The organism is Actinophytocola sp. (assembly GCF_049647105.1).
In the GTDB taxonomy this organism is placed as follows: Bacteria; Actinomycetota; Actinomycetes; order Mycobacteriales; family Pseudonocardiaceae; genus Actinophytocola.
Genome location: NZ_JBARWZ010000097.1, coordinates 1 through 26,760 on the forward strand (window position 1 = coordinate 1; position 26,760 = coordinate 26,760).

Here is a 26,760-nt window from a genome sequence, read left to right on the forward strand (position 1 = left end):
GCGGTGGCGGTGGCGGTGGCTACCGTCCCGGTGGCGGCGGCGGTGCCCCGGCCGGTGGTGGCGGTTTCCGCGGTGGCGGCGGTGGCCGTCCCGGCTCCGGCGGTGGTCGCGGTGGCGCGGCGGGCGCGTTCGGCAGGCCCGGTGGGCCGTCCCGGCGTGGTCGCAAGTCGAAGCGGCAGAAGCGCCAGGAGTACATGGAGAACATGCAGGCGCCCAGCGTCGGCGGTGTTCGCCTGCCCAAGGGCAACGGCGAGTCGATCCGTCTCCCGCGTGGCGCCTCGCTGACCGACTTCGCCGAGAAGATCAACGCCAACCCGGCCTCGCTGGTGCAGGTGCTGTTCCACCTCGGTGAGATGGTCACCGCGACGCAGTCGGTCTCCGACGACGTGCTCGAGCTGCTCGGCACCGAGATGAACTACAAGGTGCAGGTCGTCTCCCCGGAGGAGGAGGACCGCGAGCTGCTCGACTCCTTCGACATCTCCTACGGCGAGAACGCCGGTGGCGAGGAGGAGCTGCAGGCGCGGCCGCCGGTCGTGACCGTCATGGGTCACGTCGACCACGGTAAGACGCGACTGCTGGACACCATCCGTAAGACGACGGTGCACGAGGGCGAGGCCGGTGGCATCACCCAGCACATCGGTGCCTACCAGGTCGCGGTCGACGTCGACGGCAACGAGCGGCTGATCACCTTCATCGACACCCCGGGTCACGAGGCGTTCACCGCCATGCGTGCTCGTGGTGCCAACTCGACGGACATCGCGATCATCGTGGTCGCCGCCGACGACGGCGTCATGCCGCAGACGGTGGAGGCCATCAACCACGCGCAGGCCGCTGACCTGCCGATCGTGGTCGCGGTCAACAAGATCGACAAGGAAGGCGCCAACCCGCAGAAGGTGCGCCAGCAGCTCACCGAGTACGGGCTGGTGGCCGAGGAGTACGGCGGCGACACGATGTTCGTCGACATCTCCGCGCGGCAGAACGTCAACATCGGCAGCCTGCTCGAGGCGGTCGTGCTCACCGCGGACGCGGCGCTCGACCTGCGGGCCAACCCGGAGATGGAGGCGCAGGGCGTCGCCATCGAGGCGCACCTGGACCGCGGTCGCGGTCCGGTCGCCACGGTGCTGGTCCAGCGCGGCACGCTGCGTGTCGGCGACTCGATCGTGGCGGGCGACGCCTACGGTCGCGTGCGCCGGATGGTCGACGAGTTCAACGACGATGTCATCGAGGCGACCCCGTCGCGGCCCGTCCAGGTCATCGGCTTCACGTCGGTGCCCGGCGCGGGTGACACCTTCCTGGTGGTCGACGAGGACCGCACGGCACGGCAGATCGCCGAGCGCCGCGCGGCCCGCATGCGCAACGCGGCCAACGCCTCGCGGCGCAAGCGGATCAGCCTCGAGGACCTGGACTCGGCGCTCAAGGAGACCAGCCAGCTCAACCTGATCATCAAGGGCGACAACTCGGGTACCGTCGAGGCACTCGAGGACGCGCTCACGCAGCTGGATGTCGGTGAAGAGGTCGAGCTGCGGGTCATCGACCGCGGTGTCGGTGGCATCACCAAGGCCAATGTGGACCTGGCGATCGCGTCCGACGCGATCATCCTGGGCTTCAACGTCCGCGCCGAGGGCAAGGTCACCGAGCAGGCCAACCGCGAGGGCATCGACGTCCGGTACTACTCGGTCATCTACCAGGCGATCGACGAGATCGAGCAGGCACTGAAGGGCATGCTCAAGCCGGTCTACGAAGAGGTCGAGCTCGGCCGCGCCGAGGTGCGCGACGTGTTCAAGTCCTCGAAGGTCGGCACGATCGCGGGTTGCATGGTGCTCTCCGGTGAGATCCGTCGTAACGCCAAGGCACGGCTCATTCGCGATGGCGTGGTGATCCACGAGGGTCTGCCGATCAGCTCGCTGCGGCGGTTCAAGGACGACGCCGTCGAGGTCCGCGAGGGCTTCGAGTGTGGTCTGACGCTCGGTTCGTACGGCGATCTCAAGGTCGAGGACATCATCGAGACCTACGAGCTGCGCGAGAAGCCGCGCGACTGAGTCGACGTATCCCGGCGCCGCCCGTGGTGGCGGCGCCGGGACCTACTCGCTTTCGAGGATTCCGTTGTACGTGGGGGCTCTCGAGCTGGATGTGCTGCTAGGTGACATCCACTCGTTGAAGGAGAAGCGCTCGGCCGTGCGACCGATCATCGCCGAACTGCGCAAGCGGTTCGAGGTGACCGTCGCCGAGGCCGGGCACCTGGACAAGCACCGGCGATCGCTGATCGGCGTCGCCGTGGTCGCCGCGGAGGCGTCCCATGTGGACGACGTGCTGGACGCGTGTGAGCGGCTGGTCGCGGGACGGCCGGAGCTGGATCTGTTGTCGGCGCGCCGCCGGTGGCTGGGTCCCGAGGACTGACCCGTGCTCCGCCAAGGACGGTTCGGCACGTTTCTCGGCGGCCCAGACGCCCGCTGGCGGCGTTGGCCGAAAGCCCAAGTACAACCCGGTACGAGCGGCTTCCGGCGGCCTTGCCAGCGAACGTCTGGACCACCGAAAAACGCACCAACCATCCTTGACGGAGCACAGCAGAAGGAGACCGTCGTGGCTGACGCACCACGCGCCCGCAAGCTCGCCAAGCGGATCGCGCAGATCGTCGCGTCCGCGCTGGAGCACGAGGTGAAGGACCCTCGGCTCGCCCGCGTGACGATCACGGACACCAAGGTGACCGCGGACCTGCACGACGCGACGGTGTACTACACCGTGCTCGGCGACCGGCTGGACGTGCCGCCGGACATGCAGGGTGCGGCCGCCGCGCTGGAGTCCGCGAAGGGTGTGCTGCGGTCGATGGTCGGCGCGGGTACCGGCGTCCGGTTCACCCCGACGCTCACGTTCGTCGCCGACCCCATCCCGGAGGACTCGAAGAACATCGAGGACCTGCTGGCCCGCGCGGCCGCCGCGGATGCGGAGGTGGCACGGCTCGCCAACGGCGCGAAGCCGGCCGGCGACCCGGACCCGTACCGGGCACCACGCGAGGACGACGAGGACGATGAGGACTAGGGACTGCTAGTTCGCCTCCCCGGGATCAAAATTGCTGGTCCCGGGGAGGCAGCCCTTTCGATCGCAGGTGGTTGGTGGCTGGGTGCCGTCACGTTCCCATGAGGTCACTGTTGGTCGGGCCCAGACTTCGCACAAAGAGCCGCGAAGCGCCGAATCTTATCGACGTTAAGATCCTGGCATGCCGTACCACCACGGGGATCTGCGGCGTGCGATCCTGGCCGCCGCGATCGAGGCGATCACGGCCGTCGGGTCGGCGAACCTGAGCCTGCGTGACGTCGCCCGCCGGGCAGGGGTCTCGCACGCGGCGCCGGTCCACCACTTCGGTGACAAGGCGGGGGTGCTGACCGCGCTCGCGGAGGAGGGCTTCGACCTCCTGGCCGAGGCACTGTCCTCGGCCGGTGACGACTTCGCCGAGGTGGGCGTCGCGTACGTCCGGTTCGCGGTCACGCACCCTGCGCACTTCGAGGTGATGTTCCGCCCCGACACCCACCACCGCGACGACCCGGCACTGTCGGCGGCCCGGTCGCGGGCGGGGGCGGTCCTCGCGCGCGGCGCCGGTCCGAGGCCGGGCGACTACACGGAAGTGGCGGCGTGGTCGCTGATGCACGGCTTCGCGACGCTGTGGCTGACCGGTGCGCTGCCGACGAGCCTCGGCGACGACCTGACCGCCGCGGCCCGCGGCGTGGCACGGACCCTCTTCCGGAACTGACGTTCCCGGTACCCGGGTACGGGCCTACTGTGGATGCATGGAGTGGGTGCCACCGTCCTGCACGCTGCCGACGGCGGACCGGCCACTGCGGGTGGCCGAGTTCGACGGTCTCTTCGCGACCGCGGTGCGGATGGACCGGCCCGCGCCGGGGGAGTTGCGGTTCGCGTTCCCGGCATCGCCCGAGACGGCGGGAATCGCGGCGACGCTGGCCGCTCGGGAGACCGAATGCTGTTCGTTCTTCACGTTCACCCTGACCGTCGCGGCGGGGGAGCTGACGCTCGCGGTGTCGGTGGACGAGCGGCACGTCGAGGTGCTCGACGCGCTCGCGGCCCGGGCGTGAACGGGTCGCGCCGCCGGTGATGGCTGGATAGAACTACCCGGATTCGTCGGAGCAAGGCACCGCGTCGCCGCTATCCTCGTGACACCGCGGTGGGCAACTGGATGTCCACTATGGATCCGACGCATCTCGACGAAGGTGGTTGTGCCTGTGGCTGCGGTGGTCTCGGCGTTGGCGGAAGTCGTCACGACGTGGTGCGAGCCCGGCGCCGGTTCGCTGAGCTCCGGCTCGAACGGCGAGCCATGAGGTGGTCGATCCCGGCGCTGGCCGTGGCGCTCGTGCTCGCGGGGTGCAGTGCGAGCGCTGACGTCGAGACGGTGACCGAGTCCGAGGCCTACGAACGGGTCGAGAGCTATGTCCGTCGCGCCGCCACCGCGCTGCCGGACGGCAGGATCGAGCCCGCGGCGGCGCCGGTCTCCGGCCCGTGCCGGGGAAACCCGCCCGACCGCGTGGTCGTCCGCAACTCGTACTGGGTGCGTGAACTCGTCGACGAGGACCGCCACTTCGACACGATGGTGCGCTGGTGGGAGAAGCACGACTTCGAGGTGCTGGACGACCTGCGGCCCGAGCGGCACTACGTGTGGGTCGAGAACACCGAGGACGGGTTCCGGATGTCCTTGCGGAACAACGACAAGGGCGAGCTGCTGCTCAGTGCCCAGTCCCCGTGTATCGCCTCCGGGTAGCAGGCCGGTGAGCCGCCACGTCGTCCACGGCCGCGCACGGCAACAGCGGGACGGTCACCCCACCGGCAACGGCCTGCCTGGTCAGGCCCATCGTGCGGGCCACGTGCGGCGGTCACCATGGCGTGGTCGACCACGCCGGGCCCCTGTCAACATCGCGGGTGCGCCGACTTCCCTCTGGACGCCACCGCCCGGTTGCGTGAGGCTGTGCGGGTGCTCACCGCCGATCTTCGTGCGGCCGCGGACCTGCTCCGGACCGCGACCGACGTGACCCTGCTCGGGCATGTCCACCCGGACGCGGACGCCCTGGGCAGCGCGCTCGCGCTCGGTCTGGCGCTGCGCAGGCGCGGCGCGGACGTGCGCGTGTCGTTCGGGCCGCCGGCCGGGGTGCCCGAGTCGCTGCGTGGTCTCGACCCTGCCGGGCTGGTCGTCCCCGCGGCCGAGGTGCCCGCCGCCCCGGAGCTGCTCGTCGCCCTCGACACCGCCAGCGCGGCCCGCCTCGGCTGGCTCGAGGACCGGATCGCCACGAGCGGGCACGTGCTGGTCGTCGACCACCACGCGTCCAACACCCGGTTCGGCACGCACCACGTCGTCGACGACACCGCAGAGGCGACCGTCGTGCTGGTGCTCGCGCTGATCGACGAGCTGGACATCCCGCTCGACGCCGACATCGCCCGCTGCCTGTACGCCGGGCTGGTCACCGACACCAGCTCGTTCCGCCGCGCCACGGCGGCCACCCACCGGACCGCGGCCCGCCTGGTCGAGGCGGGTGCCGAGCCGACGGTCCTCGCGCGGGAGCTGATGGACGCGCACCCGTTCGCGTGGCTGCCGATGCTCGCACGGGTGCTCGGCCGGGCCGTGCTGGAGCCGGAGGCGGCGGGCGGGCACGGTCTCGTGCACACCGCCGTGACGCTGGCCGACATGACCGGCGTGCGGCCCGAGGAGGTCGAGTCCGTCGTCGGCCTTCTGCAGGCGACGGGCGAGGCGGAGGTCGCGCTCGTCATCAAGGAGATGGCGCCCGGCGAGTGGTCGGGGTCACTGCGTGCGAAGAGTGCCGTGGACGTGCGGGCCACGGCCGCAGGCCTCGGCGGCGGCGGGCACCGGCTCGCGGCCGGGTTCACCACGACCGGGACGGCGGCCGACGTCGTGGCCCGGGTGCGGGAGATGTTGCAGAGTGTTCGATGATCGCTCCGCGAGCCCGGTGAAACCGGTGCCGCTCGTAACCACTTGAGGACGATGAGCGGCGTTCGGGTGAACAAGTGGTATAAACCAATCGCCGTACCGGACCGCCTGGTTTCAGACGGGCCGGGACAGCGACCCAGCCAGGCGGACCGGACCGGCCAGGCGGAAACGGAGGACATCTTGAGGCGCGTCACAATGGCAGTCGCGGTGGTGACCGCGGCAGCGCTCGGACTCGCCGGCTGCGGCAGCGACTCCGACAGCGGCGGCGACGGCGAGAACGTCAGCCTGGAGCTGCTCGTGCCCATCTACGGCGACAAGACCAAGCCGTACTGGGAGCAGTTGGTCTCCGACTTCGAGGCGGAGAACTCGAACATCGACGTCAAGCTCGAGACCCAGAGCTGGGACGACATCTACAACGTCATGACGACGAAGATGCAGAACAACAAGCCGCCGGACATCCTCGAACTGGACGCCGCCGGCCCGGCCTACGCCACCGACGACGCGCTGTACAAGGCCGAGGAGATCGTCTCCCCGGAGACGTACGAGGACATCGAGCCGGCGTTCATCGACAGCGCCAAGATCGACGGTCAGGCCTACGGCGTGCCGACGGTCGCCTCGACCCGCGCGCTGTTCTACAACAAGGCGCTCTTCACGCAGGCAGGCATCGCCGCGCCGCCGAAGACGTGGGACGAATTGCTCGCGGCCGCGAAGAAGATCTCCGCCCTCGGTGGCGGCGTCTACGGCTACGGCATGCCGCTCGGTTCCGAGGAGGCGCAGGCCGAGACGTCCATCTGGGCGTACGGCAACGGCGCGTCCTGGGAGAAGGACGGCAAGATGACGATCGACACGCCGGAGGCCGCGGAAGCCCTCACCTACATGAAGAAGATGATCGACGAGGGTGCCACCCAGCCGAACCCGGGCGCGACCGACCGCACCCCGCTGCTGGACGTGTTCATCCAGGGCAAGATCGGCATGATCGAGGGTCTGCCGCCGATCGTCGGCCAGATCAACGAGAAGGCCCCTGACCTCGACTGGGCCATCGCGCCGAGCCCGACCAAGGACGGCAAGCCGGTCACGCTGGGTGTCGCCGACTACTTCGTCGGCTTCAACAAGGACGAGGACAAGCAGGAGTCGATCGCCAAGTTCCTCGACTTCTTCTACCAGCAGGACAACTACGTCAAGTTCAACGACAACGAGGGCTTCATCCCGGCCACGAAGTCGGGCGCCGAGGCGGCCGCCAGCAAGCCGGAGCTGAAGACGTTCCTCGAGTCGCTGCCGGACGCGCAGTTCTACCCCGCCACCAACCCGGCGTGGGGCCAGACCTCGGGCGCGTTCAAGTCCGACGTCGGCCAGATCGAGACCAAGCCGGTCGACGAGGTGCTCAAGTCGATCCAGGCCAAGGCTGACGTCGAAGGCTGAGGCGTACGAACAGCAAGACGGCCGGCGCGGGGACCTGCCTCAGGCAGGCCCCCGCGCCGGTACCCAGAAGGGCGCTCGGGTGGCAACAGCACGTAACAAGGCACTGCGGCGGCAGGCTCGCAGGCAGTCGACGCTGCAGGCACTTCCCTGGCTGGCGCCCGCGCTGGTCCTGATCGTCGGGGTGGTGATCTTCCCCGCCGGCTATATGGTCTACACGTCGTTCCGCGATCTGTCCCGGTTCGGCAAGGACCGCGGCTGGGCCGGGTTCGAGAACTACGTCCGCGTGTTCGGGCTCGACCCGCTGCCGACGGTGCTCACGAACACCGTGGTGTGGACGATCGGCACGGTGGTGGTGACCGTGGTGGTCTCGCTGGTGCTCGCCCAGTTCCTGAACAAGCGGTTCCCGGGCCGCAAGGTCCTGCGGATGGTCATCATCGTGCCGTGGGCCGCGTCGGTCGTGATGACCTCGACGGTGTTCGTCTACGGCCTCGACCCGTTCTACGGGATCATCAACAAGTTCCTGGTGGACGTCGGGTTCATCGACGAGCCGTACGGGTTCCTCAAGAACGCGACGTCCGGGTTCCTGTCCGCCATGGCGGTCGCGGTGTTCGTGTCGGTGCCGTTCACGACGTTCGTGGTGCTCTCGGGCCTGCAGACCATCCCGCACGACGTGCTGGAGGCCGCGTCCATCGACGGCGCGGGCAAGGTGGCGACGTACTGGCAGGTGGTGCTCCCGATGCTGCGGCCGGCGCTCGCGGTGGCCGCGATCATCAACATCATCAACGTGTTCAACTCGCTGCCGATCCTCAAGACGATGACCGGCGCGATACCTGGCAACGACGCGGACACCACCACCACGTTCATGTTCAAGCTCATCCAGAACGACCGCCAGATCGACACGGCCAGCGCCCTGTCGGTGGTCAACTTCCTGGTGATCATCGTGGTGATCGGTGTGTATCTGAAGGTTGTCAAGCCGATGCGGGAGGTGCATTCGTGAGGGAGCTTGCGACCGAACCATCAACGCCGACCAGCGGAGTGCTCGATCCGCCGAAGACGGTCGCGGGCTCGGGTCGTGCGACCGCGCCGCGCAGGAAGGACCGCAAGCGCTGGGGCCTCACGATCGTCGGCGGGATCGTCGCGCTCGTGTTCCTCGCCCCGTATCTGATCATGCTCTCCGGCGCGTTCAAGTCGCGCCAGGAGATTCTGAAGGTGCCGCCGGAGTACCTGCCGACGGACTGGAAGTTCGACAACTTCGTCACCATGTGGGGCACGCCGGAGACGCCGCTGCCGGACAACATGTTGTCCACGGTCGTGATCTCGCTCTGCGGCACCGCACTGGCGCTGCTGGCCGCGCTGCCCGCCGCGTACTACACCGCGCGGCACAACTTCCGGCTCAAGCTGCCGTTCATGCTGCTCGTGCTGGTCACGCAGATGCTGCAGCCGACCGTGCTGGCGTCCGGCCTGTTCCGCGAGTTCGTCACGCTGGAGATCAACGACACGTGGCTCGCGATGATCCTCGTGAACGCGGCGTTCAACCTGTCGTTCGCGGTGTGGATCATGCACAGCTTCTTCGCCACGGTGCCGAAGGAGATCGAGGAGGCGGCCTGGCTCGACGGCTGCTCCCGCGGTCAGTCCATGCGGCGGATCATGCTGCCGCTGGTGTGGCCGGGTATCGTCACCGCGATCATCTTCACCTTCATCGCGTGCTGGAACGAGTTCGCGGCGAGCCTGATCCTGTTGCCCACGGACACCAACCAGCCACTCACCGTGGCGCTGACCAGGTTCATCGGTCAGTACGAGTCGGCGTGGCAGTACGTGTTCGCCATCTCGATCATCGGGATCCTCCCGGTCGTCGCGCTGTTCGCGATGATCGAGAAGCATCTCGTCTCGGGGCTCACGGCGGGCGGAGTGAAGTGAAGTCGTGATTCTGAATCGTGGTAATCAGTTGTTTGTTGCTCTAGATTGTGCTTCGCGCGCCGGTTTCGCGGAGCTCGCGGAGCGAGCATCGGACACAGTCGACCGGGCCGACAACGAGGTGCGGTCTTTGACCGGCGGATGGAAAGGATCACCATGGCGACAGTGACCTTCGACGGCGCGAGCCGTTACTACGCGGGCACGGAGCGTCCCGCGGTCGACCAGCTCAACCTCGAGGTGGAGGACGGCGAGTTCCTCGTACTGGTCGGGCCGTCCGGCTGCGGCAAGTCCACCACCCTGCGCATGCTCGCGGGGCTGGAAGGCGTGGACGAGGGTGCCATCCGCATCGGCGAGCGTGAGGTCACCGACCTGCCCCCGAAGGACCGGGACATCGCGATGGTGTTCCAGAACTACGCGCTGTACCCGCACATGACGGTGGCCGACAACATCGGCTTCCACCTCAAGATCAAGAAGGTGCCGAAGGCGGAGCGCGCCGAGCGAGTGCTCGAGGCCGCGAAGCTGCTGGACCTCGAGCAGTACCTTGACCGCAAGCCGGCCAAGCTGTCCGGTGGTCAGCGCCAGCGCGTCGCCATGGGCCGCGCGATCGTCCGCAGCCCGCAGGTGTTCTGCATGGACGAGCCGCTCTCCAACCTGGACGCGAAGCTGCGTGTGCAGACCCGTACGCAGATCGCCTCGCTGCAGCGCAGGCTCGGCGTCACCACGATCTACGTGACGCACGACCAGACCGAGGCCATGACCATGGGCGACCGGGTCGCGGTGCTCAAGGACGGTCTCCTGCAGCAGTGCGACACCCCGATCGGTCTGTTCGGCAAGCCGAAGAACCTGTTCGTCGCCGGCTTCATCGGCTCGCCCGCCATGAACCTGATCCCCGCCGACGTCAACGGTGAGGGCGCGGTCATCGGTGGCCAGTCCATCGAGCTGACCCCGGCCCAGCGCTCGGCGCTGACCGGCTCGAACGTGGTCGTCGGCATCCGGCCGGAGGGCTGGATCCTCAAGCCGGCGGGCGAGGGCATCGCCGCGACCGTCGAGGTCGTCGAGGAGCTGGGCTCGGACCAGTTCCTGTACTGCTCGACCACCGCGCCGCAGCTCGCCACCGACGACGACGCCGGTGACGACGCCACCGCGCCGCCGCCGATCACCGTCCGCGCGCCGGGCATGTCGGCGTTCCAGCGTGGCGAGAAGGTCGGCCTGGTGCCGCAGACGGGTGCGGTGCACCTGTTCGACGCCGACACCGGCCTGCGCCTGCCCGACTGATCCTGTTCTGAGCATCGAGCCCGGGGCCTGCTGGTCCCGGGCTTTTTGCTGCCGACCCAACCTGCTCGAACGTGCTTGAAGCTATGATGAAACGAGCAAGTTCACGCAACAGGGGAGTGGCACATGACGTACCTGCGGGACGAGATCGCCAGCCAGCCGTCCGTGTGGGAGCGCACATTGGGCGTGTCCACCGGGGCCCTGCCGCCGGCGGGCGAGCGGGTGGCGGTCATCGGCTGCGGGACGTCGTTCTACATGGCGCAGGCGTACGCGGCGCTGCGCGAGTCGGCGGGCCACGGCGAGACCGACGCGTTCGCGGCCTCCGAGTTCCCCGTCGCGCGGAGCTACGACCGGGTGGTCGCGCTGACCAGGTCCGGCACGACGACCGAGGTGCTGGCCGCGCTCGAGCGGACGTCGGCGCCGACCGTGGCGGTGACCGCCGACCCGGCGACGCCGGTCGCCGGCGCGGCCGACGCCGTGGTGGCGCTCGAGTTCGCCGACGAGAAGTCCGTGGTGCAGACCCGGTTTGCGACGGCGGCGCTGGTGGCCTTGCGTGCGTCACTGGGGGAGCGGCTCGACGGGCTTGCCGCGGCCGCGACCGCCGAGCTGGCGACGCCGCTGCCGAGGGAACTGCTCGACGCGGCACAGTGGACGTTCCTCGGCACTGGCTGGACGATCGGGCTCGCCAACGAGGCCGCACTGAAACTGCGTGAGGCCACGCAGTCGTGGACCGAGTCGTACTACGCGATGGAGTACCGCCACGGACCGATCTCGATCGCCGCGCCCGGCCGGGTGGTGTGGGTGTTCGGCGCCGCCCCCGCGGGACTGGTCGACGAGGTGCGGCGCACCGGCGCGCACGTCGAGCTGTCGGACGGGGACCCGCTGGTGTCGCTGGTCCGCGCGCACCGCGTGGCCGAGGCGGTCGCGGAAGCGCGTGGCCTCGACCCGGACCGCCCCCGCAACCTGGACCGCTCGGTGATCCTGAAGTAGTGAGAAGACTCCCCGGACAGGCCCGTCCCACTGATTGCGCGAAGGTCTGAGGCGGGACTGGCTAGGCCGATTGGCCGTAGCGTCCGCGAGTGCTCTGTGTGATAGTGCTTGCAAGCGAGCAATTTCACGCACTAGAGAGCGGGGATCTTGCAATGGGTGATCAGTCGGGTGTCTCGCGCAGGTCGATGTTGCGTGGTGCGGCGATCGCGGGGGTCGGGCTCGCCGCCACCGCGGGTACGGCCGAGGCGGACACCGGGACAGACACCGCGGTGGCGCCCTCGGCCCGTGGCAGGTCGATGATCGGCGTGCCGTTCGAGGGTGTCGCCAACCCGAGGTTCGGCATCATCGGCCTCGGCAACCGCGGCGGCGGGATGCTGCCGCTGCTCCTGGCGATCCCGGGCGCGAAGGTGACCGCGCTGTGCGACATCCGGCCCGGGTTCGCACAGGCCGCCGCGAAGGCGGTCACCGACGCGGGCCAGCCCGCACCCGCCGTCTACACCGGCGGTGACGAGGACTTCCGCAACCTGGTCCAGCGCGACGACGTGGACTTCGTGTACGTCGCGACGCCGTGGGAGTGGCACACGCCGATGGCGCTCGCCGCGATGCGTGCGGGCAAGCACGTGGGTGTCGAGTGCCCGATCGGGTTGACGCTCAAGGACCTGTGGGACCTGGTCGACACCTCCGAGCGGACGCGGCGGCACTGCATCCAGCTGGAGAACTGCTGTTACGGGCAGAACGAGCTGCGTGCGCTGCGGATGGCGCACGATGGTCTGTTCGGCGAGCTGCTGCACGGAGCCGGTGCGTACCTGCACGACCTGCGTGAGCTGCTGTTCTCGAAGACGTACTACGAGGACCAGTGGCGGCGGAAGTTCCACACCACGACGAACGGCGACCTGTACCCGACGCACGGCCTCGGTCCGGTCGCCGCGTACATGGACCTGCACCGCGGTGACCGCTTCGTCCGCATGACGTCCATGAGCACACCCGCGCTGGGCCTCGCCGAGTACCGCGCGGCGACCATGCCGCCGGACGATCCGACGTGGCAGGAGGAGTACGTCAACGGCGACGTCACCATGAGCCTGATCCAGACCGCGCGCGGCCGCGTGATCCACATCGTGCACGGGGTGTCGAACCCGCACCCGTACTCGCGGCTCAACCACCTGGCGGGCACCAAGGGCGTGTTCGAGGACTACCCGCCGCGGATCTACCTGGAGCCGGCGCAGTCGAACGACGAGTGGGGTTCCTTCGACGACTACGCCGAGCACGACCACTGGCTGTGGACCGACGTCGGCCCCGGCCCCGGCGGGCACGGTGGCATGGACTACATCATGCTGTGGCGCCTCGTGCAGACGCTCCAACTGGGCCTGCCGCCGGACATCGACGTGTACGACTCGGCGGCGTGGAACGCGCCGTACCCACTGTCCGTGCTGTCGGTCAAGGGAAAGAGCAAGTCGGTCGAGTTCCCGGACTTCACCCGTGGCCACTGGAAGACCCCGCACCCCGGCACGGACTCGGAGAAGCCGGTCTGACGCTCGACGCGCCAGGACGTTCAGTTCCGGGGAGTCGGGCCAGGGCGCTTCCTGGAGCGGAAGGCGGCCACGTGCACGCGGTTCGCGCAGCGTGGTGAGCAGAACCGCTTGGCGCGGTTGGTCGACGTGTCCAGGAAGTAGTTGTCGCAGTCCTCGGCGCCGCAGTGGCCCCACCGGTTCAGCCCGTGGTGGACGACGCCGTGTGCGATGCCCCATGCCGCCGCTGCCGCCACCTCCGTTGCCGGGGACGCGTCCGGGTCGGCCATGTGGATGTGCCAGTTCGGCTCGGCCGAGTGTCCCGCCGACAGCCGAGGCCCCGGCGGGAACGTGGCCAGCAGTGCGTTGATCTCGGCCAGCACGCCGTCGTTGTCGCCCGCCACGGCACACGCCAGCGTTCTGCGTAGTCCTTCCGCGACCGGGCGCAGCGCGACGAGGTCGTCCTCGTCCGCGCGGGCGGACCACCACGGCTCCTCGTGCAGGGCCGCACGCAGGTCCGCCACGTCGTCGAGTGTGGCGTTCGTCAACCTCAGTGCCACATCCAGGTAATCGGCGTTGTCCATCCACGGTCCTTACGGCTATCGTCAGGGGTGAAAACGTATAACACACCTTACTGGAGTTGTGGTGGACGATCGGGTGAGCCTGCGCCAGGTGCTCGGTCTCGCCGTACCCGCGCTCGGGGTGCTCGCGGCCGAGCCGCTGTACCTGCTGGTCGACACGGCCGTGGTCGGGCACCTCGGTGCCGTGCCGCTCGGCGCGCTCTCCGTCGGCGCGATCGTGCTCGCACAGGTCTCCACTCAGCTGACGTTCCTGTCCTATGGCACCACGGCCCGCACCGCCCGCCTGCACGGCGCGGGCCGCAGGGCCGACGCCGTGGCAGAGGGCGTGCAGGCGACCTGGCTCGCCATCGCGGTCGGGCTCCTGCTCGTCGGCGTCGGCCAGGTGCTCGCCGCGCCGATCGCGCAACTCCTTGCCGGACAAGGAGAAGTGGCCGACGCGGCGGTGAGCTGGCTGCGCATCGCCTTGTTCGGCACGCCGTTCATCCTCGTCACGATGGCGGGCAACGGGTGGATGCGTGGCGTGCAGGACGCCCGCCGTCCGCTGCGCTATGTGCTGGTGGGCAACGGGATCTCCGCGCTGCTGTGCCCGCTCTTCGTCTACAGGCTCGACTGGGGCCTCGAAGGTTCCGCGATCGCCAACGTCACGGCGCAGGTGATCAGCGCGTCGCTGTTCCTCGGCGCGCTGCGGGCCGAACGGGTGCCGCTGTCGCCCGCGCCGGCGAAGATGCGCGCGCAGCTCGTGCTCGGGCGCGACCTCGTGCTGCGTGGCCTCGCGTTCCAGGCGTGCTTCGTCTCCGCGACCACCGTCGCGGCCCACCACTCGACGGCCGCGGTCGGCGCGCACCAGATCGTGCTGCAGCTGTGGACGTTCCTCGCGCTGGTGCTCGACTCGCTCGCGATCGCGGCGCAGTCGCTCGTCGGCGCGGCGCTCGGCGCGGCAGACGACCGGCGGGCCCGGCGGCTCGCCTGGCAGGTCACCGGGTACGGGCTCGTGTTCGGGTGTGTGCTCGGCGTGGTGTTCGCCGCGCTCGCGGGGGTGCTGCCGAACGTGTTCACCGCCGACGCGGCGGTGCTCGGCGAGATCCCGCACGCGTGGTGGTTCTTCGTCGCACTGCAGCCGATCGCGGGTGTCGTGTTCGCGTTGGACGGTGTGCTGCTCGGTGCGGGCGACGCCGCGTTCCTGCGCACGGCGACGATTTTCGCCGCCGTCACCGCGTTCCTGCCGTTCGTGTGGCTGTCGTTCACGTTCGACTGGGGACTCGCCGGGATCTGGACGGGCCTGTCGGTGTTCATGCTGGTGCGGCTGGGCACCGTCGTCGGCCGGACCAGGTCCGGCCGCTGGGCCGTGCCGGGCGCCGTCCGCGTGTGACGGTGTGGCGAAGCGCACGGTTAGCTTCGCTAATGATTTGATGATCGACTGCGCTGTAGCGAGTGGACATTTCTGCCTTCGACCCGCGAACGGAGAGTTTTGGCCCCGCAGCGCTACCGACGGGCAATGTTGATCTGGGTGACCGCGGTCCTGGTCTATCTGGCCGCTGTGTTCCACCGCACTTCGCTCGGGGTCGCGAGCCTGGAGGCGAGTCAGCGGTTCGGCCTCGGGCCGGCCGCGCTTGGCACGTTCACGGTGCTGCAGATCGGGGTGTACGCGCTGATGCAGGTGCCGACCGGCATGCTGGTCGACCGCTACGGTGCACGTCGCGTGCTGACCGTGGCCGCGGTGCTGATGGGCCTCGGCCAGCTGCTGTTCGCGTTCGCCACCTCCTATCCGCTCGGCCTGCTCGCCCGTGCCGTGCTCGGCGTCGGCGACGCGATGACCTTCGTCAGCGTGTTACGCCTGGTCGCCGCGCACTTCCCGGCACGGCGCTACGCCGCGGTCGCGTCGTTCACCGCCGCCTTCGGCGCGCTGGGCAACCTGGTCTCGACCGTGCCGCTGTCGATGCTGCTCGACGGCGTGGGCTGGACCGATCACGTTCGCCGTCGCGGGCGCGGTGACCGCCCTGTACTCGGTCGTGCTGGTGCTGCGGGTGCGTGACAACCCGATCGGTGTCGTCCCGGAGCCGGTCGATCGCAGCGAGTCGCTTCGCACCGTGCTCACGCAGGTGGGTCACGCGTGGCGGACCCCGGGCACCCGGCTCGGTTTCTGGGTGCACTTCTCGACGATGTTCGCGCCGGCGATGCTCGGCCTCCTCTGGGGTTTCCCGTACCTGGTGCAGGCGCAGGGCCTGCGTGCGGCGACGGCGGGCGTGCTCCTGTCACTGCTGGTGGTGGGCGCGATCGTGGGCGGCCCAGCGGTGGGCACGGTGATCGGCAGGCACCCGGAGTGGCGGATCCCGATGGTCGTCGGCTATCTGGTCGCCGCACTCGGTGTGTGGGTGGTCCTGCTGGGCTGGCCAGGCGGGCACGTGCCGCTGTGGGTGCTGGTGTCCGGCTTCGGTTTCCTGTCGCTGGGTGGCCCGGCGTCGACCATCGCCTTCGCGCTGGCCCGTGACTACAACCCCATGCGCCGCGTCAGCACGGCGACGGGTGTGGTGAACGTGGGTGGTTTCGTGGCGATCACCGTGTCGGCACTGGCGGTCGGCCTGCTGCTGGACATGGCCGGGTCGCTGGCTCCGGCCACGGCGTTCCGCATCGCGTTCCTGTCGGTGCTGGCGGTCCTCGTACTCGGCCTGTGGCGGACGTCGATCTGGTGGCGCCGCGCCCGCGCGGCGGTCTTCGACGCGGAGTCCCGAGGCGAGGAGGTCCCCGTACAGATCCGCCGCCGCTCCTGGGACCTCGCCCCTGCCTAGGGTGAGGTCGGCCGGGTAGGCCAGTTCAGCCATCCGTCGACAGTAGGCGGCGTGGCACCGGTGACCCGAACCATTAACGGGTGGGCGGCTGCCTGCCGTCGCGGGCGTGCCAGGATATTCGACCGTGTCTCCCGCAGCCGCCAAACAACGTGTCATCGTCCCGCCTGGGCTCGTCGTCGTCGACAAGCCGGACGGGATGACCTCCCATGACGTCGTCGCGAAGGTGCGGCGGATCATGGGCACGAGGAAGGTCGGTCACGCGGGCACCCTCGACCCGATGGCGACGGGCGTGCTGGTGCTCGGCATCGAGCGTGCCACGAAGCTGCTGGGACACCTTGCGCTGGACACCAAGGCCTACCTCGCGACCATCCGGCTCGGCTCGTCGACCACCACCGACGACGCGCAGGGCGAGACACTGTCCACTTCGGACGTTTCGGCGGTGGCGGACGAGGCGGTGGCCGAGGGCATCGCGAAGCTGACCGGGCACATCCAGCAGGTGCCGAGCGCGGTCAGCGCGGTGAAGGTGGACGGCAAGCGCGCCTACGCGCGCGTCCGTGCCGGTGAACAGGTGGAGCTTGCCGCCCGTCCGGTTGAGGTGTCCCGGTTCGACCTGCTCTCGGCCCGCCGCGACGACGGCGGCCTTGAGCTGGACGTGATGGTGGAGTGCAGTTCCGGCACCTACGTGCGTGCGCTGGCCAGGGACCTTGGCGCCGATCTCGGCGTCGGCGGCCACCTGGCCGCGCTGCGCCGCACCCGCGTGGGCCCGTTCGACCTGCGGACGGTGACGACGCTGGAGAAGCTCGCCGAGAACCCGGTGCTGTCGCTGCCGCTCGACGATGCGGTGGCCGCCGCCTTCCCGCGCCACGACGTGCCAGTCCGGCAGGCCAAGTCACTGCTGATGGGCCAGCGCCTGCCCTCGGCGGGCATCGAGGGCACCTACGGCGTCTTCGACCCGGACGGCCGCGCGATCGCACTCGCCGTGGACGAAGGCGCGGCGGCACGCTCGGTAGTCGTCCTGATCACCACGTGACTCGTTCGAGGGTGGGGTAAACCCCACCTGAACCGGGTGGTATTCCGCAGTGTGCGTGCCGCCGGATTTCGGCAGCATCTCCGTCATGACAAGGAACTTCTCCCGGCGCAGCATGATGGTCGCCGGCGCGGCCACCGGACTCGCGGGCGCCGCCGCCGCACTGACCCGGCCCGTGGTGGCGGTGGCGCAGCGTGGCGGCGGCACCGCCTTCACGCACGTGACCGTGATCGACCCGGCCTCGGGCCGGGTACTCCCGGACGTGACGGTGCTGGTCCTCGGCGACACGATCGCCGACGTCGGCAGGCACGTCCGGCTGGACGGTGCCACCGAGGTGGACCTGCGTGGCCGCTTCGTCATCCCCGGTCTGGCCGACATGCACACGCATGCGCTGGCAGAGGGCATCGACACCGGTCTGTACATCGCGAACGGCGTGACGACCGTCCGCGAGATGGCGGGATCACCGCTGGCCCGCGACTGGCGGACCCGCATCGAGGCCGGCACGCTGCTGGGCCCTCGGTACACGGTCGGCAGCAGGATGATCGACGGCGCACCGAGCATCTGGGACCCCAAGTGGCTCGACGTCGTGCAGGTGGACGACCCGGCGTCGGCCCGCGCGGCGGTGCGCGAGGAGATCGCGAGGGGTGCCGACTTCATCAAGGTGTACTCGAGGGTGCCCAAGGACGCCTACCGGGCACTGGCAGCGGAGGCGCACCGCCACGACGTGCCGTTCGTGGGCCACTGCCCGGACGTGGTCTCCCTCGAGGAGGTCGCGGATCTCGGGCAGGCGAGCGTCGAGCACCTGTTCTGGACCCCGTTCGAGACGTCGACGAAGGAGGCGTGGATTCGGGCGGAGATCCAGCGGATCCGCCTGGGCCTGGGTGACTACGCGGGCTGGTTCGCGGCACTGCACCCACTGGAGTGGACCGCGGCGCACACGTACAGCCCGGTGAAGGCCCGCCACCTCCACAGCAAATTAGCCCGTCGCCGCGTCCGCCAGGTCCCGACACTGGCGATGCACCGGGGCCTCGACTTCGCCCGCACGGTCGACACGAACCACCCGCGCGACAAGTACCTGCCCGCGTCCGCGCTGGCGAGCCAGGAGCTGGCGAAGCAGGAGTTCTACCTGAAGAACCGCAAACCGTCCGACGACGCGCGATGGGCAGCGATGTTCGATCACCGCCTGCGCACGGTGCACCGGTTGCACGAGGCGGGCGTTCCACTGATGACGGGCACGGACACCGGCACGCTGGCGGTGTGGCCAGGCTTCTCCGTCCACGACGAACTGGAACTGTTCGTAGCGGCGGGCATCCCGCCCATGGCGGCATTACACGCCGCCACAGCCGAACCGGCAGCGTTCCTGGGCACGCGGACCGGCCGGATCGCCCCCAACCACGCGGCAGACCTGGTCATCCTCGACGCCGACCCCCTGCACGACATCCGCAACACGCAGAAGCTGTCCGGCGTCGTGGTCCGAGGCCGCCACATCGACGCGGAAGAACGAACCCGCCTCCTGGCCGACGTGGAACACACGGCAGCGACGACGCCCGAGGAGACGGTGGCCACCGGCTGCCCGTGCCACACGGGTTGAGCCGCGCTGGGACCGCGCCGAGCTGCGCACACCTGGCGACGCACGCTGTTTCGCTCCGGCCCCGTCGAGGCTATCCACGGTGTGTGAGTGCGGCGCGCCTCCCTCCTCTATGGAGGTGCTGCCCTTTCGCTGGAGCTGCGTCCACGGCTGGGGTGAGTTGCCGTGGGCCGGCGTGGACAGCTCTCGTAGGCTGGGGACGTGCAACGCTGGCGTGGGCTGGAGGACCTGCCGGGTGGTTGGGGACGGTGCGTCGTCACCATCGGGACCTTTGACGGGGTGCATCTCGGCCATCAGGAGCTGATCCACCGGGCGGTGACGCTCGCCAAGGAGCGTGGGGTGAAGAGCGTGCTCGTCACGTTCGACCCGCATCCGTCCGAGGTGGTGCGGCCCGGTAGTCATCCGGCGCAGTTGACGACGCTTCGGCGTAAGGCGGAGCTTGTCGAGGGGCTGGGTGTGGACGTGTTCTGCGTGCTGCCGTTCACACCGGAGCTGTCGAAGATGCCCGCCGACGAGTTCGTGCACGAGACTCTGGTCGAGAAGCTGCACGTCGCCGCGGTGGTCGTGGGGGAGAACTTCCGGTTCGGGCACAAGGCCGCGGGCAAGGTGGAGACCCTGCATCACCTCGGGCAGCGGTTCGGGTTCTCCGTCGAGGGCGCGAAGCTCGTCACGGTGCCGAACCACGCGGCGGGCGAGGAGATCACCTTCTCCTCGACCTACATCCGGGCCTGCATCAACGCCGGGGACGTGGCCGCCGCCGAGGCCGCGCTTGGTCGGCCCCACCGGCTCGAGGGGATCGTCGTGCGGGGGGACCGGCGGGGCCATGAACTGGGCTTTCCCACCGCCAACCTGTCGACGCCCCGGTACGCGGCCATTCCGGCCGACGGGGTGTACGCGGCTCGTTTCTCCTTGTTGAACTCACCCGGCCGGGACTCGCTCGTCGCGGCCGTCAGTGTGGGGACCAACCCGACGTTCTCCGGGCGGGAGCGGCGGGTCGAGGCGTTCGTACTGGACGTCGACGAGGACTTCTACGGGCAGCGGGTCGCGGTCGACTTCGTGGCGAAGCTGCGTGACATGGAGCGGTTCGAGTCCACCGAAGCTCTGGTCGAGGAGATGCACAGGGACGTGGCGAGGACCCGCGACCTGCTCTCGTGACCCGTGCAGATGCGAACAGCTGTCCGGATTTACCGCGCTTCGCGAACTTGCCTGGCAAGATGCTCTGAGGTCGGGATTGAACACAGTGCGTCAGGGTGAGCGGGACCAGGGGAGCCAACGTGGAGGACCACAAGATCGTCCAGCGCAACCTCGCGCTGCAGCGCGAGTGGTATGGCGAACCGTTGGGCGACCGCGTCCGCCGCCTGGTGGTGGCGTTCGACATCTCCCAGGCGTTCCTCGCCGACGTGCTCGGCATCAGCGCGCCGATGTTGAGCCAGGTCATGAGCGGTCGCCGCGCGAAGATCGGCAACCCGGCGGTGCTGGCGCGGCTGATCATGCTCGAGCGCAAGATCCTCGTACCGGACGTGGCGGCGGGCAAGAAGGAAGCCCTCATGCGCGCCCTCGAGGAGGTCCGGGCCTCCCGTCCGTCGGTGACCAGGGACAACCTGCCCGTCGACATCGGGCGCAACGACCGGGTGGCGGTGGCGGCGCTGCGGCGGGTGGCGGAGGCAGGCGACCTGAACGCGGCCGCGTCCATGTTGAACGGACGGTTCCCCGAGCTCGCGGACCTGCTGCGGAGGGCGGGTCAGCCACAGTAGACATGGTGCGGCTCTTCTCTGCGATCGAGCTGCCGGACCCGGTCCGCGACGAGCTGGTGGACCGGCTCGCGGCCGTCCGCGCGGCCACACCCGAACTGCGATGGCTCCCCCCGGAAGCGTGGCACATCACGCTCGGCTTCTACGGGGACCGCGAGCACGCGGACCGCCGCGGCGCGTGGTTACGCGAACGCGCGCGAACGCTGCGGCCGTCGCGGGTGCGGCTGCGGTCGGCGGGTCGTTTTCCCGGCGTCCTGTGGGCCGGGGTCAACGCGCTCGACGGCGACAACGCGGCCGCGCTGCGCAGACTGGGGGCCACCCTCGGTGACCAGCAGGTCGACCAGCTGGCGTTCGTCCCGCACGTCACGGTCGCGCGGTGGAAACGAGGGCCGGCCGCCAACGCGGTCGCGATCCGGGCCGCCGCCGCGCTGGGCGGGTATCGTGGCCAGTGGTGGCTGACCAGCGAGGTAGTGTTGTTCCGGAGCGACCTCACCCCCGACGGGCCGGTGTACACGGCCCTCGACCGGGTGGCACTGTCCGGCGCGCCCGGTAAGCAGCGCTAACGACACACCTGCTAACCTCGCTCTTTGGGTCCGGCTGCGGTCCGTGGCGGCTGTTACCCAGGTCCCGTCCACCGGGGCACCCATGAACACGGCACATCTCAAACCCGAGGAGAACGACGCGTGGCGCTGTCCACCGACCAGAAGAAGACCATCCTGGACGAGTACGGGGTCCACGAGAAGGACACCGGTTCGCCGGAGGCCCAGGTCGCGATGCTGACCAAGCGCATCAGCGACCTGACCGAGCACCTGAAGGTGCACAAGCACGACCACCACTCTCGTCGTGGCCTGTTGCTGCTGGTCGGCCGTCGCCGCCGACTGCTCAACTACCTGACGAAGGTGGACATCGAACGCTACCGGTCGCTGATCCAGCGACTCGGCCTGCGCCGATAGGACCCAGAGGGGGAGTGGTCACCTGACCGCTCCCCCCGCGTCTATTCGGACACGAAGACAACAAAGAGGGCGGACGCTCGCCACGTGCGGGGACCAGATCGCCGGTCCTCGGTAGTGGTTCCCGGGTGATGAACCCCGGGAGCTTCGATCGAAGACCGGCCTCGTATGAGCGGAGCTTGCGGAGCGGCCATTGTCGTAGACCGCGAATCCGTGCCCTGTAGCCCCCAGACGTGGGGTGTGCACGCGCCCGTGATTTAACGAGGAGTCAACTACATGACCGACTTCAGCCAAGCTGGAGTGCACGAGACGACAGCCGTGATCGACAACGGCAACTTCGGCAAGCGGAGCATCCGCTTCGAGACCGGCCGGCTCGCCCGGCAGGCCGCCGGCAGCGTCGTGGCCTACCTCGACGAGGAGACCATGCTGCTGTCCGCCACCACGGCGTCGAAGCACCCGAAGGAACACTTCGACTTCTTCCCGCTGACGGTGGACGTCGAGGAGCGCATGTACGCGGCGGGCCGCATCCCCGGCTCGTTCTTCCGCCGGGAGGGCCGTCCGTCGACCGACGCGGTCCTCACCTGCCGCCTGATCGACCGGCCGCTGCGCCCGTCGTTCGTCGACGGCCTGCGCAACGAGATCCAGGTCGTCATCACCGTCCAGAGCCTCAACCCGCAGGACCTGTACGACGTGGTGGCGATCAACGCCGCGTCCGCGTCCACGCAGCTCTCCGGCCTGCCGTTCTCCGGCCCGGTCGGTGCCGTGCGCGTGGCACTGATCGGTGACCAGTGGGTCGCGTTCCCGACCTACGAGCAGCTCGAGAAGGCCGCGTTCGACATGGTCGTCGCCGGCCGCGTGGTCGCCTCCGGCGACGTCGCGATCATGATGGTCGAGGCCGAGGCCACCGACAACGTGCTCGACCTGATCGCCGAGGGCCAGAAGGCGCCGACCGAGGAGGTCGTCGCATCCGGTCTCGAGGCCGCGAAGCCGTTCATCAAGGTGCTGTGCGAGGCGCAGTCGCGCCTGGCCGAGGTCGCCGCCAAGGAGACCCGCGAGTACCCGACGTACCCGGCCTACCAGCCGGACGCGCTCGAGGCCGTCACCGCCGCCGTGTCCGACGAGCTGGCGCAGGCGCTGACCATCGCGGGCAAGGCCGAGCGTGAGGCCAGGCTGGACGAGATCAAGGCCGCCGCCCTGGAGAAGGTCGGCGCGGTCGAGGGCGGTGCCTTCGATGGCCGCGAGAAGGAGATCGGCGCCGCGTTCCGGTCGCTGAACAAGAAGCTGGTCCGCCAGCGGATCCTGCGCGACAACGTCCGCATCGACGGTCGCGGTCTCACCGACATCCGGCAGCTGTCCGCCGAGGTCGCGCTGATCCCGAGGGCGCACGGTTCGGCGCTGTTCGAGCGCGGCGAGACCCAGATCCTGGGTGTCACCACGCTGAACATGCTGCGCATGGAGCAGCAGATCGACTCGCTGTCCCCGGAGACGCACAAGCGCTACCTGCACCACTACAACTTCCCGCCGTTCTCCACCGGTGAGACCGGCCGCGTCGGCTCGCCGAAGCGGCGTGAGATCGGCCACGGTGCGCTCGCCGAGCGGGCGCTGGTGCCGGTGCTGCCCAAGCGGGACGAGTTCCCGTACGCGATCCGCCAGGTGTCCGAGGCGCTGAGCTCCAACGGCTCGACGTCCATGGGCTCGGTGTGCGCCGCCACCATGTCGCTGCTCAACGCCGGTGTGCCGCTGAAGGCACCGGTGTCCGGCATCGCCATGGGCCTGGTGTCCGACGAGGTCGACGGCGAGACCCGTTACGTCGCGCTGACCGACATCCTCGGCGCCGAGGACGCGTTCGGCGACATGGACTTCAAGGTCGCGGGCACCAAGGAGTTCGTGACCGCGCTGCAGCTGGACACGAAGCTCGACGGCATCCCGTCCGACGTGCTGGCCGGTGCGCTGAAGCAGGCCAAGGACGCGCGCTTCACGATCCTCGAGGTGATGGCCGAGGCCATCTCGTCGCCGGACGACATGAGCCCGTACTCGCCGCGCGTGACGTCGGTGAAGATCCCGGTCGACAAGATCGGCGAGGTCATCGGGCCCAAGGGCAAGATGATCAACTCGATCACCGAGCAGACCGGCGCCGACATCTCCATCGAGGACGACGGCACGATCTACGTCGGTGCCGCGGACGGCCCGTCCGCCGAGGCCGCGATCGGCCTGATCAACGCGATCGCCAACCCGCAGCTGCCGAAGATCGGCGAGCGCTTCCTCGGCACCGTGGTGAAGACGGCCGCGTTCGGCGCGTTCGTCTCGCTGCTGCCGGGCAAGGACGGCCTCGTCCACATCTCGAAGCTGGGCAACGGCAAGCGCATCGGCAAGGTCGAGGACGTCGTCAAGGTCGGTGACAAGCTCCGCGTGGAGATCGCCGACATCGACCAGCGCGGCAAGATCAGCCTGGTGCCGGTCAAGGAGGACGCCGCCGAGAAGCCGGCGGACGCCCCCGTGGCCGACGCTCCCGCGGAGGCGTAAGCACGTTGGCACGTAACGGTGGCACCCGGGTCCTCGAGCGGACCGACAACGGGTGCGAGGTCAAGCGCACGGTATTGCCGGGTGGCCTCCGGGTGATCACCGAGCACGTGCCGGGTGTGCGGTCGGCCTCGGTCGGCATCTGGGTGGGTGTGGGTTCCCGCGACGAACAGCAGTCCGTCGCGGGGGCCGCCCACTACCTCGAACACCTGCTGTTCAAGGGCACCGCGAAACGTTCCGCGGTGGCGATCGCCGAGGAGATCGACGCCGTCGGCGGTGAGCTGAACGCGTTCACCGCCAAGGAGCACACCTGCTACTACGCGCACGTCCTGGACAGCGACCTGCCGCTGGCCATGGACCTGGTGTGCGACGTGGTGTTCGACGCCCTGCTCGCCGAGCGTGACATGGAGATCGAGCGCAGCGTGGTCCTCGAGGAGATCGCCATGCGTGACGACGACCCCGAGGACCTGCTGCACGACAACTTCTGCGCGGCGGTGATGAACGACCACCCGCTGGGGCGGCCGGTGCTCGGCACCGAGGAGTCGATCACCGGCATGAGCCGTACCGCGCTGAACGGGTTCTACAAGCGCCGGTACGTGATGCCGAAGATGGTGCTGGCCGCGGCGGGCAACATCGACCACGCGACCGTGGTGCGGCACGCGCGCAGGCTGCTGCGTGACCGGCTGACCGGTGACAGCCCGCCGGTCGGGCCGCGGTCGGGCCGCGCAAGGGTGGCCGCGCCGAGGAAGCTGGCGTTGCACACCGACGACACCGAGCAGGCACACCTGATGCTCGGCGTCCGCGCGCTGGACCGGCACGACCCGCGCCGGTGGACGCTCTCCGTGCTGAACACCGCGCTCGGTGGCGGAATGAGCTCGCGGCTGTTCCAGGAGGTGCGTGAGCGGCGAGGCCTGGCCTACCAGGTGTACTCGTCGGTCGCGTCCTATTCGGACACCGGGCATCTGTCGGTGTACGCGGGTTGCCAGCCCGACCGGCTTGGCTCGGTCGCGGGCGTCGTGCACACGGTGCTCGCGGACGTGGCCCGCGACGGTTTCGCGGAGTCGGAGGTGGCCCGCGCCAAGGGGCAGCTGCGCGGGAGCCTCGTGCTGGGCCTGGAGGACACCAGCTCACGCATGTCGCGGATCGGCAAGGGCGAGCTGAGCTACGGCGAGTACCTGACCGTCGAGCAGACCCTCGAGAAGATCGAGACGGTCACCGCCGACGAGGTGGCGTCGCTCGCCGCCGTGTTATTGGACCGGCCCTCCGCGACCGCGCTGGTGGGCCCATTCGCGCACCCGGACGACGTGCCGGCCGAAGTGCTGGGGTGATCTCGTGACGATCCGGGTCGGTGTGCTGGGTGCTCGTGGGCGCATGGGCGCCGAGGCGTGCCGTGCCGTCGAGGCCGCGCCCGACATGGAGATCGTCGCGATGATCGACGCCGACGACTCGGTGCTCGACCTCGCGGACGTCGGCGCCGAGGTGGTCGTGGACTTCACCCACCCCGACGTCGTGATGGACAACCTGCGGTTCTGCGTCGAGCACGACATCGCCAGCGTGGTCGGCACGTCGGGCTTCACGCCGGAGCGCATGGACACGGTCCGGGGTTGGCTGTCGGAGAAGCCGTCGCTTGGCGTGCTGATCGCACCGAACTTCGCGCTCGGCGCGGTCCTGTCGATGAAGTTCGCGCAGCTCGCCGCCCGGTACTACCCGTCGGCGGAGATCATCGAGCTGCACCACCCCGGTAAGGCGGACGCCCCGTCGGGCACGGCCGCGCACACGGCGTCGCTGATCGCCGAGGCGCGTGCGTCGGCCGGGGTCGGCAAGGCACCGGACGCGACCACCTCGGCCATCGAGGGTGCTCGCGGCGCGCTGGTCGACGACGTGCGTGTGCACTCGGTGCGGCTCGCCGGTTTGGTGGCGCACCAGGAGATTCTGTTCGGCGGCGAGGGCGAGACGTTGACCATTCGCCATGACTCGCTTGACCGGAAGTCGTTCATGCCCGGGGTGTTGCTGGGAGTGCGTGAGGTTCTCGGGCTGACGGGGCTGACGGTGGGCCTGGAGAACGTGCTGTCGCTCTGAGTTCGCGGGGCCGGTTTTCTGTCGGTGCTCTCCTCGGTCCCGCGTGTTCGCACTGATCACAGTGTTGGATCCCTCAACTGTGACGGAAATGGTCCGCTTGCTCCCCTCGGCTACTCCGGTTGGCCGGTGCGTGATCAAGGAATCACGCAGTAGCGTCGAGAACCGTCAGTAGCTAACCAACTCTTGTCTGTTCGTGCGAAAGTCCCACCCTGCCTTCCCTGCCGGGACCGTTGTGCGATGAGGGCCAGACGAGATACGAGGGTGAGCTCGCGTCCCCGCGCGGGCTCACCCCTGCTCAAAATGGGTCCGACATCGCGCGCGGATCGTTGGGAGGCCAGGGAACCCCGAAGGGAATGTCCCATGGCACAACCAGATCCGAGGGCACCCACGACCGCCGAGGCGTCGTGGTTCTGTTGCGGCGCAGCCTGGGGTCC

The 26,760-nt window shown here is 69.3% G+C and carries 24 protein-coding genes and 1 pseudogene; 24 read left to right on the forward strand and 1 reads right to left on the reverse strand.

The features are described from left to right. The 13 genes from infB to WBA97_RS11865 form a co-directional block, all read left to right on the forward strand. The coding region (gene infB, locus WBA97_RS11805) for a translation initiation factor IF-2 (protein ID WP_424230798.1) at positions 1-2,039 on the forward strand (2,039 nt) is incomplete at its 5' end. 64 nt (positions 2,040-2,103) lie between these two features. Further along, the gene (locus WBA97_RS11810) at positions 2,104-2,397 is read left to right on the forward strand and encodes a DUF503 domain-containing protein (RefSeq protein WP_424230799.1); all 294 of its coding nucleotides are present in this window, start codon (positions 2,104-2,106) and stop codon (positions 2,395-2,397) included. A 183-nt stretch (positions 2,398-2,580) separates the two neighbouring features. Then, positions 2,581-3,036, forward strand: a complete 456-nt coding sequence (gene rbfA / locus WBA97_RS11815) for a 30S ribosome-binding factor RbfA (protein ID WP_424230800.1) — start codon at positions 2,581-2,583, stop codon at positions 3,034-3,036. Positions 3,037-3,214: 178 nt separating this feature from the next. After that, a complete protein-coding gene (locus tag WBA97_RS11820) occupies positions 3,215-3,745 on the forward strand; it encodes a TetR/AcrR family transcriptional regulator (RefSeq protein ID WP_424230801.1) in 531 nt (176 codons plus the stop codon). Positions 3,746-3,782: 37 nt separating this feature from the next. Continuing rightward, a complete protein-coding gene (locus WBA97_RS11825) occupies positions 3,783-4,085 on the forward strand; it encodes a hypothetical protein (RefSeq protein ID WP_424230802.1) in 303 nt (100 codons plus the stop codon). Between the two features lie 239 nt (positions 4,086-4,324). Next, positions 4,325-4,765, forward strand: coding sequence for a hypothetical protein (locus WBA97_RS11830; protein ID WP_424230803.1), 441 nt, complete (start codon positions 4,325-4,327; stop codon positions 4,763-4,765). Between the two features lie 210 nt (positions 4,766-4,975). Further along, on the forward strand, positions 4,976-5,947 hold the full coding sequence (locus tag WBA97_RS11835) for a DHH family phosphoesterase (RefSeq protein WP_424230804.1): 972 nt from the start codon (positions 4,976-4,978) through the stop codon (positions 5,945-5,947). Positions 5,948-6,139: 192 nt separating this feature from the next. Next, positions 6,140-7,363: an extracellular solute-binding protein gene (locus WBA97_RS11840; RefSeq protein WP_424230805.1), complete on the forward strand. Its 1,224-nt coding sequence runs from the start codon at positions 6,140-6,142 to the stop codon at positions 7,361-7,363. Between the two features lie 79 nt (positions 7,364-7,442). Further along, positions 7,443-8,360 (forward strand): carbohydrate ABC transporter permease, encoded by a 918-nt coding sequence (locus tag WBA97_RS11845; protein WP_424230806.1) that lies wholly within the window; start codon positions 7,443-7,445, stop codon positions 8,358-8,360. Further along, entirely contained in the window at positions 8,357-9,280 is a 924-nt protein-coding gene (locus WBA97_RS11850) for a carbohydrate ABC transporter permease (RefSeq protein WP_424230807.1), read from the forward strand. The genes WBA97_RS11845 and WBA97_RS11850 overlap by 4 nt, the downstream gene beginning before the upstream one ends. A gap of 153 nt (positions 9,281-9,433) precedes the next feature. Next, complete coding sequence (locus WBA97_RS11855; protein WP_424230808.1) at positions 9,434-10,552, forward strand: ABC transporter ATP-binding protein; 1,119 nt, start codon at positions 9,434-9,436, stop codon at positions 10,550-10,552. A 123-nt stretch (positions 10,553-10,675) separates the two neighbouring features. Continuing rightward, entirely contained in the window at positions 10,676-11,539 is an 864-nt protein-coding gene (locus tag WBA97_RS11860) for an SIS domain-containing protein (RefSeq protein WP_424230809.1), read from the forward strand. A 152-nt stretch (positions 11,540-11,691) separates the two neighbouring features. Then, on the forward strand, positions 11,692-13,068 hold the full coding sequence (locus tag WBA97_RS11865) for a Gfo/Idh/MocA family protein (protein WP_424230810.1): 1,377 nt from the start codon (positions 11,692-11,694) through the stop codon (positions 13,066-13,068). A 20-nt stretch (positions 13,069-13,088) separates the two neighbouring features. Here WBA97_RS11865 and WBA97_RS11870 read toward each other — a convergent pair whose 3' ends face one another. Continuing rightward, on the reverse strand, positions 13,089-13,628 hold the full coding sequence (locus WBA97_RS11870; RefSeq protein WP_424230811.1) for a CGNR zinc finger domain-containing protein: 540 nt from the start codon (positions 13,626-13,628) through the stop codon (positions 13,089-13,091). 61 nt (positions 13,629-13,689) lie between these two features. Here WBA97_RS11870 and WBA97_RS11875 point away from each other — a divergent pair, with 61 nt between their 5' ends. From WBA97_RS11875 to dapB, 11 genes and pseudogenes are all read left to right on the forward strand, one after another. Then, a complete protein-coding gene (locus WBA97_RS11875; protein ID WP_424230812.1) occupies positions 13,690-14,994 on the forward strand; it encodes an MATE family efflux transporter in 1,305 nt (434 codons plus the stop codon). Positions 14,995-15,120: 126 nt separating this feature from the next. Then, positions 15,121-16,411, forward strand: a pseudogene (locus WBA97_RS11880) (MFS transporter). Between the two features lie 124 nt (positions 16,412-16,535). Next, positions 16,536-17,441: a tRNA pseudouridine(55) synthase TruB gene (truB, locus tag WBA97_RS11885; protein WP_424230813.1), complete on the forward strand. Its 906-nt coding sequence runs from the start codon at positions 16,536-16,538 to the stop codon at positions 17,439-17,441. Positions 17,442-17,526: 85 nt separating this feature from the next. Then, complete coding sequence (locus WBA97_RS11890) at positions 17,527-19,029, forward strand: amidohydrolase family protein (protein ID WP_424230814.1); 1,503 nt, start codon at positions 17,527-17,529, stop codon at positions 19,027-19,029. A 198-nt stretch (positions 19,030-19,227) separates the two neighbouring features. Beyond that, positions 19,228-20,181 (forward strand): bifunctional riboflavin kinase/FAD synthetase, encoded by a 954-nt coding sequence (locus WBA97_RS11895; RefSeq protein ID WP_424230815.1) that lies wholly within the window; start codon positions 19,228-19,230, stop codon positions 20,179-20,181. Positions 20,182-20,300: 119 nt separating this feature from the next. Next, positions 20,301-20,780, forward strand: a complete 480-nt coding sequence (locus WBA97_RS11900) for an XRE family transcriptional regulator (protein WP_424230816.1) — start codon at positions 20,301-20,303, stop codon at positions 20,778-20,780. A gap of 2 nt (positions 20,781-20,782) precedes the next feature. Further along, positions 20,783-21,340 (forward strand): RNA 2',3'-cyclic phosphodiesterase, encoded by a 558-nt coding sequence (gene thpR / locus WBA97_RS11905; RefSeq protein ID WP_424230817.1) that lies wholly within the window; start codon positions 20,783-20,785, stop codon positions 21,338-21,340. 120 nt (positions 21,341-21,460) lie between these two features. Continuing rightward, a complete protein-coding gene (gene rpsO / locus WBA97_RS11910; protein WP_133906004.1) occupies positions 21,461-21,730 on the forward strand; it encodes a 30S ribosomal protein S15 in 270 nt (89 codons plus the stop codon). Positions 21,731-22,003: 273 nt separating this feature from the next. Further along, positions 22,004-24,250, forward strand: a complete 2,247-nt coding sequence (locus WBA97_RS11915; RefSeq protein ID WP_424230818.1) for a polyribonucleotide nucleotidyltransferase — start codon at positions 22,004-22,006, stop codon at positions 24,248-24,250. A gap of 5 nt (positions 24,251-24,255) precedes the next feature. Then, complete coding sequence (locus WBA97_RS11920) at positions 24,256-25,575, forward strand: M16 family metallopeptidase (protein ID WP_424230819.1); 1,320 nt, start codon at positions 24,256-24,258, stop codon at positions 25,573-25,575. A 4-nt stretch (positions 25,576-25,579) separates the two neighbouring features. Next, positions 25,580-26,326, forward strand: a complete 747-nt coding sequence (dapB, locus tag WBA97_RS11925; RefSeq protein WP_424230820.1) for a 4-hydroxy-tetrahydrodipicolinate reductase — start codon at positions 25,580-25,582, stop codon at positions 26,324-26,326. Positions 26,327-26,760 lie beyond the last annotated feature (434 nt).

Excerpts from the sequence above, each read along its gene's own strand:
- WBA97_RS11825 (WP_424230802.1), top strand. The coding sequence starts at position 3,783 with ATGGAGTGGGTGCCACCGTCCTGCACGCTGCCGACGGCGGACCGGCCA.
- WBA97_RS11865 (WP_424230810.1), top strand. The coding sequence starts at position 11,692 with ATGGGTGATCAGTCGGGTGTCTCGCGCAGGTCGATGTTGCGTGGTGCG.
- WBA97_RS11915 (WP_424230818.1), top strand. The coding sequence starts at position 22,004 with ATGACCGACTTCAGCCAAGCTGGAGTGCACGAGACGACAGCCGTGATC.
- WBA97_RS11890 (WP_424230814.1), top strand. The coding sequence starts at position 17,527 with ATGACAAGGAACTTCTCCCGGCGCAGCATGATGGTCGCCGGCGCGGCC.
- WBA97_RS11855 (WP_424230808.1), top strand. The coding sequence starts at position 9,434 with ATGGCGACAGTGACCTTCGACGGCGCGAGCCGTTACTACGCGGGCACG.
- WBA97_RS11820 (WP_424230801.1), top strand. The coding sequence starts at position 3,215 with ATGCCGTACCACCACGGGGATCTGCGGCGTGCGATCCTGGCCGCCGCG.
- thpR (WP_424230817.1), top strand. The coding sequence starts at position 20,783 with ATGGTGCGGCTCTTCTCTGCGATCGAGCTGCCGGACCCGGTCCGCGAC.
- WBA97_RS11860 (WP_424230809.1), top strand. The coding sequence starts at position 10,676 with ATGACGTACCTGCGGGACGAGATCGCCAGCCAGCCGTCCGTGTGGGAG.
- WBA97_RS11870 (WP_424230811.1), bottom strand. The coding sequence starts at position 13,628 with ATGGACAACGCCGATTACCTGGATGTGGCACTGAGGTTGACGAACGCC.
- WBA97_RS11830 (WP_424230803.1), top strand. The coding sequence starts at position 4,325 with ATGAGGTGGTCGATCCCGGCGCTGGCCGTGGCGCTCGTGCTCGCGGGG.
- WBA97_RS11840 (WP_424230805.1), top strand. The coding sequence starts at position 6,140 with ATGGCAGTCGCGGTGGTGACCGCGGCAGCGCTCGGACTCGCCGGCTGC.